The 14,166-nt window shown below is 69.2% G+C and carries 11 protein-coding genes, 1 rRNA gene, 1 pseudogene and 1 riboswitch; of the genes and pseudogenes, 1 reads left to right on the top strand and 12 read right to left on the bottom strand.

Features of this window, described 5'->3' with window-relative positions:
- Positions 1–68: 68 nt before the first annotated feature.
- Complete coding sequence (gene gcvP, locus ACFXOM_RS32770; protein WP_385040937.1) at positions 69–2,954, bottom strand: aminomethyl-transferring glycine dehydrogenase; 2,886 nt, start codon at positions 2,952–2,954, stop codon at positions 69–71.
- 177 nt (positions 2,955–3,131) lie between these two features.
- Positions 3,132–3,228: riboswitch (glycine riboswitch) on the bottom strand.
- Between the two features lie 78 nt (positions 3,229–3,306).
- On the opposite strand from gcvP, the pseudogene ACFXOM_RS32765 reads away from it, so the two are divergent.
- A pseudogene (locus ACFXOM_RS32765) lies at positions 3,307–3,486 on the top strand (PRC-barrel domain-containing protein); the annotation flags it as partial.
- 146 nt (positions 3,487–3,632) lie between these two features.
- Here the strand turns inward: ACFXOM_RS32765 and ACFXOM_RS32760 are convergent.
- The 11 genes from ACFXOM_RS32760 to rrf all read right to left on the bottom strand — a co-directional run.
- Positions 3,633–5,171 (bottom strand): DNA polymerase IV, encoded by a 1,539-nt coding sequence (locus ACFXOM_RS32760; RefSeq protein ID WP_384939472.1) that lies wholly within the window; start codon positions 5,169–5,171, stop codon positions 3,633–3,635.
- Between the two features lie 105 nt (positions 5,172–5,276).
- Positions 5,277–5,876 (bottom strand): MerR family transcriptional regulator, encoded by a 600-nt coding sequence (locus ACFXOM_RS32755; protein WP_384939470.1) that lies wholly within the window; start codon positions 5,874–5,876, stop codon positions 5,277–5,279.
- 178 nt (positions 5,877–6,054) lie between these two features.
- Positions 6,055–6,528 (bottom strand): bifunctional nuclease family protein, encoded by a 474-nt coding sequence (locus ACFXOM_RS32750; protein ID WP_026281837.1) that lies wholly within the window; start codon positions 6,526–6,528, stop codon positions 6,055–6,057.
- Positions 6,529–6,581: 53 nt separating this feature from the next.
- On the bottom strand, positions 6,582–7,319 hold the full coding sequence (locus tag ACFXOM_RS32745) for a MerR family transcriptional regulator (protein WP_385040934.1): 738 nt from the start codon (positions 7,317–7,319) through the stop codon (positions 6,582–6,584).
- 15 nt (positions 7,320–7,334) lie between these two features.
- Positions 7,335–8,270, bottom strand: a complete 936-nt coding sequence (locus ACFXOM_RS32740; RefSeq protein WP_384939648.1) for an FHA domain-containing protein — start codon at positions 8,268–8,270, stop codon at positions 7,335–7,337.
- An 81-nt stretch (positions 8,271–8,351) separates the two neighbouring features.
- Positions 8,352–9,110, bottom strand: coding sequence for a DUF881 domain-containing protein (locus ACFXOM_RS32735; RefSeq protein WP_385041045.1), 759 nt, complete (start codon positions 9,108–9,110; stop codon positions 8,352–8,354).
- Between the two features lie 251 nt (positions 9,111–9,361).
- Positions 9,362–9,694, bottom strand: coding sequence for a small basic family protein (locus ACFXOM_RS32730; protein ID WP_003970459.1), 333 nt, complete (start codon positions 9,692–9,694; stop codon positions 9,362–9,364).
- On the bottom strand, positions 9,691–10,617 hold the full coding sequence (locus ACFXOM_RS32725) for a DUF881 domain-containing protein (protein ID WP_384939464.1): 927 nt from the start codon (positions 10,615–10,617) through the stop codon (positions 9,691–9,693). Before ACFXOM_RS32725 ends, ACFXOM_RS32730 begins: the two co-directional genes overlap by 4 nt.
- 101 nt (positions 10,618–10,718) lie before the next feature.
- Positions 10,719–13,214 carry a sugar phosphate nucleotidyltransferase gene (locus ACFXOM_RS32720; RefSeq protein WP_384939462.1) on the bottom strand — a complete coding sequence of 832 codons (2,496 nt, stop codon included), beginning with the start codon at positions 13,212–13,214 and terminating at the stop codon, positions 10,719–10,721.
- A 114-nt stretch (positions 13,215–13,328) separates the two neighbouring features.
- On the bottom strand, positions 13,329–13,937 hold the full coding sequence (locus tag ACFXOM_RS32715; protein ID WP_384939460.1) for a CDP-alcohol phosphatidyltransferase family protein: 609 nt from the start codon (positions 13,935–13,937) through the stop codon (positions 13,329–13,331).
- A gap of 142 nt (positions 13,938–14,079) precedes the next feature.
- A 5S ribosomal RNA gene (rrf, locus tag ACFXOM_RS32710) occupies positions 14,080–14,166 on the bottom strand; the annotation flags it as partial.

Here is a 14,166-nt window from a genome sequence, read left to right as displayed (position 1 = left end):
GACGCGCGACCACGAGGGCCGGTGCGGACGAGACGTCCGCACCGGCCCTCACGCGTCTTGCACCTTCGTCAGTCGTCGTACTCGTCGAGCGGCGGGCAGGAGCAGACCAGGTTGCGGTCGCCGAAGGCACCGTCGATCCGGCGCACCGGCGGCCAGTACTTCTCCGCGGCCTGGACGCCCGCCGGGAAGACGGCCTCCTCACGGCCGTACGCGTGCTCCCACTCCCCGGCGAGCGCGTCCGCCGTGTGGGGGGCGTTGCTCAGCGGGTTGTCCGCCGTCGGCCACTCGCCCCGGGCCACCTTCTCGATCTCCGCGCGGATCGAGATCATCGCATCGCAGAAGCGGTCGATCTCCGCCAGATCCTCACTCTCGGTGGGCTCGATCATGAGGGTGCCCGCCACCGGGAACGACATCGTCGGCGCATGGAAGCCGTAGTCGATCAGACGCTTGGCGACGTCGTCCACGCTGACGCCGGTCTCCTTGGCCAGCGGACGCAGGTCCACGATGCACTCGTGCGCGACCAGCCCGGCCGGGCCCGTGTAGAGCACCGGGTAGTGCGGCTCCAGGCGCTTGGCGATGTAGTTCGCGGCGAGCACCGCCACCTGAGTGGCGCGCTTGAGGCCCTCGCCGCCCATGAGCCGGACGTACGCCCAGGAGATCGGCAGGATGCCGGCGGAACCCCACGGAGCGGCCGAGATCGGACCCACGCCCGTCTCCGGGCCCGCGGTCGGCTGGAGCGGGTGGTTCGGCAGGTACGGGGCGAGGTGCTCGCGGACGCCGACCGGACCGACACCGGGGCCACCACCGCCATGCGGGATGCAGAAGGTCTTGTGCAGGTTGAGGTGCGAGACGTCTCCGCCGAACTTGCCGGGCTTGGCCAGGCCCACCAGCGCGTTGAGGTTGGCACCGTCGACGTACACCTGGCCGCCTGCCTCGTGCACCTGGGCGCAGATGTCGGCGACGTGCTCTTCGAACACGCCGTGGGTCGACGGATACGTGATCATCAGCACGGACAGCTCGTCCCGGTACTGCTCGATCTTGGCGCCCAGGTCCTCGACGTCGATCTCCCCGTCATCGGCGGTCTTGACGACCACGACCTTCATCCCCGCCATCACGGCGCTCGCCGCGTTGGTGCCGTGCGCCGACGAGGGGATCAGGCAGACGATGCGCTGCGCGTCGCCGTTGGCCCTGTGGTAGGCACGCACGGCGAGCAGTCCGGCGAGCTCGCCCTGGGATCCGGCGTTCGGCTGGATGGAGACCTTGTCGTAACCGGTGACCTCGGCCAGGCGCTCCTCCAGCTCGCGGATGAGGGTCAGGTAGCCCTGGGCCTGCTCCACGGGGGCGAACGGGTGGACCTGGCCGAACTCGGGCCAGGTGACCGGCTCCATCTCGGTTGTCGCGTTCAGCTTCATCGTGCAGGAGCCGAGCGGGATCATTCCGCGGTCCAGCGCGTAGTCGCGGTCGGCGAGCCTGCGGAGGTAGCGCAGCATCGCAGTCTCGGAGCGGTGCGCGTGGAACACCGGGTGGGCGAGGTAGTCGCTGGTGCGCAGCAGGGCGGCCGGGAGCGTGTCCTCGGCGGTCGCGTCGAGGGCCTCGACGTCGCCCTCCACTCCGAAGGCGGACCACACCGACGTCAGCTGGGCGCGACCGGTGGTCTCATCGCAGGAGACCGACACGTGGTCGGCGTCGACGAGGTGCAGGTTGACCCCGTTCTCGCGGGCTGCGGCGACGACCTGGGCGGCCCGTCCGGGCACCCGGACCGTCAGGGTGTCGAAGTAGGCCCCGTGGACGAGCTCGACGCCCTGGGCGCGCAGCCCCGCGGCGAGGACCGTGGCGTAGCGGTGCGTGCGCTCGGCGATGGTCCGCAGCCCGTCCGGGCCGTGGTAGACGGCGTACATCCCCGCCATGACGGCCAGCAGCACCTGCGCGGTACAGATGTTGCTCGTGGCCTTCTCGCGGCGGATGTGCTGTTCGCGGGTCTGCAGGGCCAGGCGGTAGGCCTTGTTGCCGTCGGCATCGACGGAGACGCCGACGAGGCGGCCGGGCAGGCTGCGGGCGTGCTTCGCCTGGACCGCCATGTAGCCGGCGTGCGGGCCGCCGAAGCCCATCGGGACGCCGAAGCGCTGGGTCGTGCCGACCGCGATGTCGGCACCCAACTCGCCGGGCGAGGTGAGCAGGGTCAACGCCAGCAGGTCGGCTGCGACGGTGACGATCGCGCCGAGGTCGTGGGCCTGGTCGATGACCGGCTTGATGTCGCGGACGGCACCGGAGGCGCCCGGGTACTGCAGCAGGACGCCGAACACCCCGCGCTCGGCGATCTCGGCGGGGATGCCCGCGCTGAGGTCCGCCACGACCACCGTGACGCCCGTCGGCTCGGCGCGGGTCTCGATCACGGCGACGGTCTGCGGCAGGGCGTCGGCATCGATCAGGAAGACTCCGCCCTTGACCTTGCCGACCCGGCGGGACAGCGACATGGCCTCGGCGGCGGCGGTGCCCTCGTCGAGCAGCGAGGCGCCCGAGGTCGGCAGACCGGTGAGGTCGGCGACCATCGTCTGGAAGTTGAGGAGCGCCTCCAGCCGGCCCTGTGAGATCTCGGGCTGGTACGGCGTGTACGCGGTGTACCACGCCGGGTTCTCCATGACGTTGCGCAGGATGACCGGCGGGGTGAAGGTGCCGTAGTAGCCCAGGCCGATCATGGGGGCGAGCACCTGGTTGCGGTCCGCCAGGCTGCGGAGCTCCGCCAGGACCTCGGCCTCCGTGCGGGCTCCGGGCAGCCCCAGCGCCTCGGCGCTCTTGATCACGTCCGGTACGGCGGCTGCGGTCAGCTCGTCCAGCGAGCCGTAGCCGACCTGTGCCAGCATCTTCGCCTGGGCCCCGGCGTCGGGGCCGATGTGGCGCTGCTCGAAGGGGGTGCCTCGCTCCAGCTGGGAGAGCGGAATGCGGTTGGCGGTCATTGCGGAGGCCTCCTGGTCATTGCGACCTGCGAGGGGCACCACGGCGCGGGTGCCCGGACGGCCTCCCCCTCTGTCATCTCAACCTGAGAGCTTCACCGGAGCGCCCTGGGGCGGCCCGGCTTTCACCGTCGGTGAGAGCGGATGCCGTCAAACGCCCGCCCTGCTTTCCAGAGTGACCTCGTCCGTGCGGTACAGGGGCCTGAGAGATTCCGGGGAGGATTTGCTCCTTCGGCGTCTCCGGCGTTCCACCGGAGCACTCTCCCGCACGGGGTCAACAGCCGATTGCCAGCGTACCAGCGAGGTCTGGGGCGGAAGCGTCGAGTGGCCGACGCCTCAGTTGTGCACTTTCGTAGTGCTAAGGGCCTTGCGACGTCTTGGAGGGACCGTGCACACCGACATCGATCCGCGCAGTCTGATAGGCCGCAAGGCCTTCGACCGCAATGGAACCAAGATCGGGACCGTGGACGAGGTGTACCTCGACGACGCGACGGGGGTGCCGGAGTGGGCCGCGGTGCGCACAGGGCTGTTCAGCCGGGACGCGTTCGTGCCCCTGGAACCGAGCGAACTCGAAGGGGACGGCCTCCACGTCCCCTTCGAGCGTGCCCTGATCAAGGACGCCCCCGACTTCGGCGTCGGGCGCCATCTCTCCCCCGAGCAGGAACTGCAGCTCTACCACCACTACGGTCTCGATCTGCCGGTCCCCCCGGAGAAACCGGCTGCCGCACCGCCCTCCCCCTCCGGCCGTGATACCTCGGACCGTGACGACTCCAGCGGCCCCGCCCCGTCCGCGGGAACGTCCGGCGACCGGGACTTCGGGCGGCTGGCAGGCGACGACGACTGAGCCGCCCTCCCCGTCCCCGGGCGGACCAGGGGAAGCGGTTCCGACGGCCGGAGTTCCGCGTCGTCGACGGGGAACGTCCGCACCCTCCCCGGTGCGACGGACCACGGCTCCTCGAAACGGACGGTGACCCGCCCCAGGCCGCTGCCCTGCACCCATCCCGCCCCGTACCGGGCGTGCTGCACGTCCTGCCCCGCGTCCCAGCGCCGCTCGGACGGGGTCGGCTGTTCCTCTTGCTGCGGTTCCTCGCGCTCCTGCAGCGGATCCGCGCCCTCGACCACCGCTGCACCGGCACCCTGCTCACCTGCAGCGGCCTGCGCGAACAGGTCCTCCTGGGTGTAGTCGGCGAGGCCGGTCACCCCGACCCCCAGCAGCCGGACGCCACCCGTCGTGTCCACCGTCTCCAGCAGCCGGGCCGCGGCCTCCCGTACCACCGCCGGCTCGTCCGTCGGGCCCCGCAGCGTCTCGGACCGCGTGAGCGTCGAGAAGTCGAAGCGACGCACCTTCAGCACGATGGTGCGGCCCGAGTGCCCCGACCCGCGCAGCCGCCGCACGCAGCGCTCGGCGAGCCGCTCCACCTCCATGCGGATGCGCAGCCGGTCGTGCAGGTCCACGGCGAAGGTGTCCTCGACCGACACCGACTTGGCGTCGCGGTCGGCGACGACGGGACGGTCGTCATACCCCATGGCCATCCGGTACAGCGCCGCCCCGTGCGCCCTGCCGAGCAGCCGCACGAGCTCGTCCTCGCCGGCTTCGGCCACGTCGGCGACCGTGGTCATACCCGCCCGCCGCAGGTGCTCCCCCGTCGCCGGACCCACGCCCGGCAGCGTCCGCACCGGCATGGGGGCGAGCAGTTCCCGTTCGGTCCCGGGCTCGATGAGGACCAGACCGTCCGGCTTGGCCTGCTCAGAGGCGATCTTGGCCAGCATCTTGGAGCCCGCCAGACCCACCGAACCAGTCAGCCCCGTGGCTTCGACGAGGTCCCTGCGCAGCCGCTCACCGGCCTGACGCGCCGAACGGGCGTCACGGGCCGTCCCCCCTGCCTCGAGGTCCACGAAGGCCTCGTCCAGGCTAAGCGGCTCCACCAGCGGCGACAGGCTGCCCAGCAGCTCCATGACCAGGTCGCTCACCGTACGGTAGAGCGTGAACCGCGGCACGAGGTACGCCGCGTTCGGCGCGAGCCGCCTCGCCTGGGCCATCGGCATCGCCGAGTGCACACCGAGGCGCCTCGCCTCGTACGAGGCGGTGGCCACCACCCCACGGGGCCCCAGACCGCCCACGACCACCGGTTTCCCGCGCAGACTGGGCTTCGCCGCCTGCTCGGCGGCGGCATAGAACGCATCCATGTCCAGGTGGAGGATGGTCGGCGCGGATCTCACACCCTCGATGCTGCCCTACGCCACTGACATCCGACCGTCCGCGCAGCCGCCGGTTCGGCCTCCGTGGCCGCAAGCTCGCCCCGACGACGGACGCCAGCGACCGCCTCAGCCGGCCCGCTCACGCCGCCGCCTGGCCAGCTCGTCGCCCGGGTCGTGGCCGATCAGCGTCTCACCCGTGTCGACGCGCTCACCGTGCAGCTGCGACAGCGCTGCCTCCACGTCCCGCCACACCACGCCGACGGCAATGCCGAAGACGCCTTGGCCACCCTGGAGCAGGTCGACGACCTCGTCGGGCGACGAACACTCGTAGACGGTGGCGCCGTCGCTCATCAGCGTCATCCGCTCCAGGTCTGCGAAGCCGCGGTCCCGCAAGTGCTGCACGGCGGTGCGAATGTTCTGCAACGCGACCCCCGTGTCCAGGAACCGCTTCACGATCTTCAGAACGACGACATCACGGAAGCTGTAGAGGCGCTGGGTGCCCGATCCGTACGCCGGCCGCACGCTCGGCTCGACCAGGCCCGTCCGTGCCCAGTAGTCGAGCTGTCGGTAGGTGATGCCCGCCGCCGCGCACGCGGTCGGGCCCCGGTAACCCACGGTCTCGGTCTCCGGGTCGGCCGTCGCCCTGCCGGGAAGCGGATACGCCACGCCCTCCGTCGGACCGTGCCCGAGGGACCCCGCCGCCGTACCGTCGCCGCTGTTCCTCACGCCGACCTCCGTCCTTGACCTGCCATCTCGACGGTAGGCAGTCCCCTGGGGTGCGTCAACGATCGCCACACTCGGCACGCCGAGTGATAATCACCCTGAGAGTGGTTTTGCGTACCCCGGCGCGGGGCACAGATCGCCGGTTGAAGCGTCGTGCGCGGGGACGCTACGGCAGCAGGGTTCACTGACTGCTGGAACCGAAGTCCTCGGGGGAAATCTGGTCGAGGAACTCGCGGAACTTCTCCACCTCGTCCTCTTGCTCGTCGGGGATCGCGATGCCGGCGTCGTCCAGCACGCCGTCGCTGCCGTAGATCGGCGTACCCGTGCGCAGCGCCAGCGCTATGGCGTCGGACGGACGGGCACTCACCTCGACCCCGCTGGCGAAGACCAGCTCGGCGTAGAAAACGCCCTCGCGGAGGTCCGTGATCCGCACCTCGGTGAGTTCCTGCCCGACGGCCTCCAACACGTCCTTGAACAGGTCATGGGTCAGCGGCCTGGCAGGAGCCATGCCCTGCTGCGCGAAGGCGATCGCGGTCGCCTCCCCCGGACCGATCCAAATGGGGAGGTACCGGTCGCCTCCCACTTCACGCAGGAGCACGATCGGCTGGTTGGAAGGCATTTCCACCCGGACACCCACAACGTCGAGCTCGTTCACACAGCAACCCTAGGACGTGCTCGGCAGGTTTGGGTAGTCGGGCTCCGCCGAGATCAGTGCAGGCGGACGCCCAGCGCGGTCTTCACGAGGGCCGCGTGGAGCCGCACCGACAGGCTCGCCAGCTCCCTGGCCGTCGCCTCGGCATGTGCTCTGGTCTGCGGATTGCGGTGCCGCCGCAACGGTGCGACCACCTGTTCGACCAGCCCGGCGTCACGTTCGGCCGCCGCCTTCATGGCGCGCAAGTGACGGGGCTCCAGACCGAATCTGCCCAGATCCGCGATCAGTTTGGCCACCGTCACGACCTCGGCGTCATAACCTTCGTCCGCCGCCGGAAGGATGAGTCCGTACGACTCCCACTCGTCGAGCTCCGCCTCGGTCACCTCCGCCGCGGCGAGCAGCTCGGCGCGCCCCACCCGGGCGGCCGTGGGACCGTCCGTCTGCGGATGCCCGACGAGGTCCGGGCCTCCTCGGGAACCCTGCGGCGGCAGCGGGGGATCTTCTCCTCGGTCGAGGCCGTCGAGATGCTCGCGAATGACCCTCAGGGGAAGATAGTGGTCCCGCTGCATGCGCAGCACCTGGGCCAACCGCTCGACGTCCTCGGGGCTGAATTTGCGATAGCCCGACGGGGTGCGCTGCGGCTCGACGAGCCCCTCGGCCTCCAGGAACCGGATCTTGGAGATCGTGACGTCGGGAAACTCGTCACGCAGCTGGTTCAGCACCGATCCGATGCTGACCAGCCTGTCGCCTCCGGCGGTGCCGTGACCGGCACCGCCCGTCGGAGTTCGCAGCATGGACTCCCCTGAGGGTCACACGCCCCGCTGGTTCCCGTAGAAGACCAGCCGGTACTTACCGATCTGAACCTCGTCACCGTTCGCCAGGACGACCGAGTCGATCGGCTCGCGGTTGACGTACGTGCCGTTGAGGCTGCCGACGTCCGTGACCGTGAAACTGCCGTCCGCCGCCCTGCGGAACTCCACATGGCGCCGGGACACGGTGAAGTCGTCGAGGAAGATGTCGCTCTGCGGATGACGCCCCGCCGTGGTCAGCTCGCCGTCCAGCAGGAAGCGGCTTCCCGAGTTCGGTCCGCGACGCACGATCAGCAGCGCCGAGCCGAGCGGCAGGGCCTCCACGGCCGCCTGGGCCTCGGGAGGGAGCGAGGGGACCGGTGTCTGGCCGGTGGTCTCCGACTCGTACGCCTCGAGTCCGGAAATGGAGATCGTCGAGGTCGTCTCCGAGGCGCGCTCGGCCGGGACTCCGGGCCGCAGCGGCGCGCCACAGTTGGAGCAGAAGCGGCTGGTTTCGGCGTTGCGGTGACCGCATCGCGTGCAAACCGGCATGGACGGGCCCTCCTGCCGCGGCTGCCCCGCGGGGGCGTGGGATGCGTACGGGTCGGACGTAAACTCTCCACCCGTACTTGAGGTTGACGGTTCTCCGAAACCTATGCGGCCCGGACCGGCAGGGTCAACAGCAGACGCGCCCTGACCCTCCTGAATGTCGCCGGGACCGGCGACCTCATCGCGGAACAGCGGGCGCTCACCGCCCTGCTCCGTCTCCTGGCCATGGCGCGATGCGCGGTGACGAGCGTTGCCGCCGTCCTCACGTGCGCTCTTGCCGAACAATTTCCCAAACAACTTCACGGGCGATTCCCCTTGACCGAAATAGACCCGCCCGTGGGGCAGGAACCCTGAACGAACACACCTGCCGACCCGGACATCTTCACAACGTCCGTAGCCACCGGACAGTTTCCACCACGCAGCACGCTTACGATGCGCCGACCCCCCGCAACCTCTCGTCCATGTCCGGTCACCCCTTGCACTTCCGTCTCACTGGGAGGACGACCGAGCGTAGTCAGGCCGTTCCACGGGTCGCAAGGCATCCACAACGATCTTGCCCGACCGGGTCACCGTGGCGGTGGCCTGCTCCTTCTCCAGGGTCTGCACCACGCCCCCCGGGATGTTGAGGGCGGGCTCCAGATCCTGCGGTTTGCCGATCACCTTGAACCGGTATGGCGCGCTGATCTTCGTGCCGTCCACCTGGATGTCTCCGTCCCCGCCGGAGAAGTAGGAGTCCGCGACCACCCGGACGCCGTTGATCTGGATCGCCTCGGCACCCGCGGCACGCAGCTCCTGGATCGCGTCGAGGAGCATGTCCGACTCGACCGAGCCGGCCCCGTCATCGATGGTCAGGGTGATCCCCGGGCCCTCCGCCGCCACCGTACCGGCAAGAATGCCCAGCTGACGCTCCTTTTCCAGGGTCTGCTTCCGTGCCTCCTCAGCCTGGTCCGAACTGGTTTCCAGCTCGGTCCGCTGGTCCTCCAGACGCTGCTTCTCATCCTCAAGACGCTTGGTGCGATCATCGAGTTCATCGAGGATGCGCACCAGGTCCTCCTGCCGCGCTCCGCGCAGCGCGCTGTTGTCGCTGGTGGACCGTACCTGGATGGCCAGGCCGAGGCCGAGCACGAAAAGCAGCAGGGCGACGACCAGTTGGGCGCGGCTGACACGTGGCGGCCACAGGCCGGCGACGAGCCGCTGCCGACCGGTGAGCTCCGGCTCCCCACCGGACGACGCCGCCCCCTGCCCCATGGCCGGAGCCTGGTGTCCGTCCGCCTCGACATCACCTGAATCGGGGACGCCCGATCCCGGCTCAGCGGCATCGGGGCGGGCCGGCGACGAGCCGCCCGCTCGGACCGCGGCCGGTCGGCGCTCGCCGCCCGTGCCTTCCCCTGAGGCGGTCACCGCCTCCGCCTCCGCGGTGTCCGGCGCGGGCCCGCGCTCGCCCTCGCGCCACCCGTCCCGCGGCTCCTCCGGCGTCCGTGCGTTCTCGCTCATCGGCCTCACGCCCGGAACACGTGCCGGCGGATGGCCGCCGCATTGGAGAAGATGCGGATGCCGAGGACGACCACGACGCCGGTGGACAGCTGGGCACCGACGCCCAGCTTGTCACCGAGGAACACGATCAGGGCGGCCACCACGACGTTCGAGAGGAACGACACCACGAAGACCTTGTCCACGAAGATCCCGTCGAGCATCGCCCGAAGACCTCCGAAGACCGCGTCGAGGGCCGCGACGACGGCGATGGGGAGGTAGGGCTCCACCACCGCCGGCACTTCGGGGCGTACCAACAGTCCGACCACGACTCCCACGACGAGGCCCAGTACGGCGATCACGATGTGCCCTTCCCTGTCTCTGCGGTGCCCTGCCCCTTGCCGGCTCCGGCGGGGGCGGTCCTCGGCTGTGCGGTACGTACGATCAGGCTCGGCGCGGCAGGCAGGCGCACCTCTTCCTGGGCGGAGATGCTCGTCCGGATGCCGAAGTTCTCCTGCAACGCGTGGAGGTACTGGCCGTCGGCGCTGTCCTGGAAGGCGGTGCTGAGCTTCTTCCCGTCCCCCACCGCCAGCACCGTGTACGGCGGCACCAGCGGCCTGTTGTCGACCAGTATGGCGTCACCCGCTGCGCGGATCGCCGACAGGGCGGTCAGCCGCTGGCCGTTGATCGACACGGCCTCGGCACCGGACTCCCACAGGCCGTTGACCACCCGCTGCATGTCCCGGTCCCGCACCCGGCCCGTGTCGGAGAATCCGCTGCTCCCCCGCGGACCGCCGCCGTCCGCCCCGCTGTCCCCGGCGTCGTCCACGACGAGTTTCACGCCAGGGCCGCTCACGGCAGTGGCTCCGGAGAGGAGCGCGACCATCCCTCCCCGGTCGCCCCCGTGGTTCTCCAGCGCCTTGCGCTGCCGCTCCCCGACTTCGGTGCGGAGCTCGTCGACGCTGCTCTCGAGCGCGTCCGCAGCCGACGTCTCGCTGTTGATGCGATCGATGAGCTCCTCGCGCTCCTTGGCCACGACCGGTGCCGCTATCCGCGCCTGCGCGGCACCCAGGGTGACCACGAGCCCCGCCAGCACCAGACCGGCGGCCAGCCACAGCTTGGCGCGCAGCGTCTTGGGTAGCGGCCCGCCGCCGGCGTCCCTGCGGGCCGCCGCCTCCGCGTAGCCCTCGTCGAGGCTGTGGTCCATGACGTTGTTCAGCAGCGACATCGAGGCATCGGGGCGCGGCGGCTGGGCTGTGCTCCGAATGGGGGGTGGCTGCGGCATGCCGCACATCGTCGCACGTCGTCACCGCTACCGCCGAATGGCCCTACCGGCGTTCCCGGAAGGTGGACGCACGTCCCCTTCCGGAAACGCCGCCGACGGGCTCAGGTACCCGCGCTCTCCACCACCCCGGACCACTCGTCGAGCAGGGCCTGGGCCGAGGCCTCGTCGGGTCCTTCCGCCCACAGGTGCGTGACGGCCTCGGACGGGTCCGGCAGGACCATCACCCACCGGCCGTCCGCCTCCACCACGCGCACGCCGTCGGTGGTGTCGACGGTGCGGTCTCCCGCTGCCTCGACCACCCGGCGCATCACGAGGCCCTTGACGGCCCACGGTGTGGCCAGGTCCCTGCGCAGCACATGCGCCCGTGGGATCCGTTCGTCGATCTGGCTCAGGGTGAGCTGTGTGCGGGCCACCAGTCCGATGAGCCGCACGAACGCGGCCGTACCGTCGAACACGCTGCTGAATTCGGGAACGATGAAGCCGCCTCGCCCGTCTCCACCGAAGATGGTGGGATCCTCCCGGCAGACCCGGGTCAGATCGTCGGGCGACGTCGTCGTCCATTCAACTTGTGTGCCGTGGTACGCGGCGACCTGTTCGGCGATGCGCGTCGTCGTGACCGGCAGCGCCACGCGGCCACTGCGCCGCTCTGCCGCCACGAGGTCGAGCATGACGAGCAGGGCTCGGTCGTCCTCGATGATCCGACCCCGCTCGTCCACGAGCGAGAGTCGTTCGCCCACGGTGTCGAAACGGACGCCGAAGGCCGCCCTCGCGGAGGCCACGATCTCCCCGAGGCGGACCAGACCCGCTCTGCGGGCGTCTGCCGTCTCGGTGGGTCGGGACTCGTCGAGCCCGGGGTTGATGGTCAGCGAGTCCACGCCGAGCCGGCCGAGCAGGCTCGGCAGCACGAGACCGGCGCTGCCGTTGGACGCATCGACGACCACCTTGAGTTCCGCCTCCGCGATGCCCGTCGTGTCGACGTCGCGCAGCAGTGATCCCGTGTACGAGTCGTAGATGCTGGCCGGGAAGGTCAGATCTCCGATCTCACCCGGGAAGGCGCGCCGGTACTCCTGGCGGGCGTACACCCGGTCGAGCTTCCGCTGTCCGGCCTGTGAGAGGTCCGCACCGCGTTCGTCGAAGAACATGATGTCGACGGAGTCCGGCACTCCCGGCGAGGTGCGGATCATGATCCCGCCCGCGCTGCCGCGAGCCGTCTGCTGACGGGCGACGGGCAAGGGGACGTTCTCGAGGTCGCGCACGTCGATCGCGCTGGCCTGCAGCGCCGAGATGACGGCTCGTTTCAGGGCACGCGCACCACGGGAGTGGTCGCGGGCGGTGGTGACCGTGGCGCCCTTCTTCAGCGTGGTCGCGTACGCGCCTGCGAGCCGCACGGCGAGCTCCGGGGTGATCTCGACGTTGAGGATCCCGGAGACACCCCGGGCGCCGAAGAGCTGTGCCTGACCGCGGGACTCCCAGATCACCGACGTGTTGACGAACGCGCCTGCTTCGATGGTCTTGAACGGGTAGATCCGCACGTTCCCCTGGACGATCGATTCTTCACCGATCAGACACTCGTCCCCGATAACGGCGCCGTCCTCGACGCGGACGGCACGCATGATGTCGGTGTTCTTGCCGATCACGCAGCCGCGCAGGTTGCTGTGCTGACCGACGTAGACGTTGTCGTGGATGACGGCCCGGTGCAGGAACGCGCCGCTCTTCACGACCACGTTCGATCCGACGACGGTGTGCTCACGGATCTCGGCGTCGGCTTCGACCTTGGCGTAGTCACCGACGTACAGCGGGCCCCGGAGCACGGCGTCGGAGTGCACCTCGGCGCCTTCGGCCACCCACACGCCCGGCGAGATCTCGAAACCGTCGATGTCCACGTCGACCTTGCCCTCGAGCACGTCGGCTTGAGCCTTCACATAGCTCTCGTGGGTGCCGACGTCCTCCCAGTAGCCTTCGGCGATGTAGCCGTAGATCGGCTTGCCTTCCTTCATGAGCTGCGGGAAGACATCGCCTGACCAGTCGACGGAGACATCGGCTTCGACGTAGTCGAAGACCTCGGGTTCCATGACGTAGATCCCGGTGTTCACGGTGTCCGAGAACACCTGTCCCCAGGTCGGTTTCTCGAGGAAACGCTCGACCTTCCCGTGCTCGTCCACGATGGTGATGCCGAACTCCAGTGGATTCGGCACACGGGTCAGACACACGGTGACCATCGCGCCCTTTTCCCGGTGGAAGGCGATGAGGTCGGTCAGGTCGAAGTCGGTGAGGGCATCACCCGAAATGACGAGGAATGCATCGTCCTTCAGTGCCTCTTCGGCGTTCTTCACGCTCCCCGCGGTGCCGAGTGGCTTCTCCTCGTGGGCATAGGTGAGCTCCATCCCCAGTTCCTCGCCGTCGCCGAAGTAGTTCTTGACGAGAGAAGCAAGGAACTGGACGGTCACGACCGTCTCATGGAGCCCATGCCGCTTAAGCAAGCGCAGCACATGCTCCATGATCGGCCTATTGACCACCGGAAGGAGTGGCTTGGGCATGCTTGAGGTCATGGGGCGAAGTCGGGTTCCTTCGCCACCAGCCATCACGACGGCCTTCATGTCGGAAGCGTCCTCCTTGAAGAGACGACGGTCCAGCCGACTTCACCCGTACGTGGAAGCTCTTCTCATGTCATGTGCGGTCCTGCGGACCTTGCACGACCTCGTGCGTACGGCTCAATCGGCCTCGGCATCAGCCTTGACGAGTCGGCGGACCTGGACCACGTAGAGGATCCCTGCCCACCAGTAGAGAGTTGTACCCCAACCAGCGAACGCCCATCCGAAAACTGCAGCGAGTGACGCAAGCCACGTGGTTCCGTCACTGAGGAGCAGTAGCGGGAAGGCGTACATCAAGTTGAAGGTAGCCGCCTTCCCCAAGAAGTTCACCTGGGGGGGCGGATATCCGTGCCGTCGGAGGATTCCCACCATCACCAGGAGCATCAGGTCACGGGCCAAAAGCGCGAGGGTCAGCCATAGCGGCAGGATCCCCCGCCAGGTCAGGCCCACCAGGGTGGAAAGGATGTACAGACGGTCCGCGGCGGGGTCGAGGAGTCGCCCCAGACTGCTGACCTGGTTCCAGCGTCGCGCTAGCTTGCCGTCCAAATAGTCGCTGACCCCGCTGAGCGCCAGGACGAGCAGGGCCCATTTGTCGGCATTGGGTCCGTTGAACTCGGGCAGGAGGATCAACCACAGGAACACCGGTACGCCGAGCAGGCGAGCCATGCTGAGGATGTTGGGGATGGTGAGGACCCGGTCCGTCTGAACGCGAGTCTCCTGGACCTCCACCCGGGGGCCTCCTGTGCCTGAACGTACTGCCGACGATGCCCCCTGACCCTACCCTCAGCGCTGGTGGGGGTAGTACGCAGGGGGGTACCCAGAAAAACAGGGAAGCCCCGGACCGATTGGTCCGGGGCTCCCCTCAACAATAGTTCGGCGGCGTCCTACTCTCCCACAGGGTCCCCCCTGCAGTACCATCGGCGCTGAAAGGCTTAGCTTCCGGGTTCGGAATGTAACC

The organism is Streptomyces sp. NPDC059169 (assembly GCF_042755225.1).
Taxonomy (GTDB): domain Bacteria; phylum Actinomycetota; class Actinomycetes; order Streptomycetales; family Streptomycetaceae; genus Streptomyces.
Note: the sequence above shows the minus strand (reverse complement) of the source record. Positions and strands in the feature narration are given on the sequence as shown.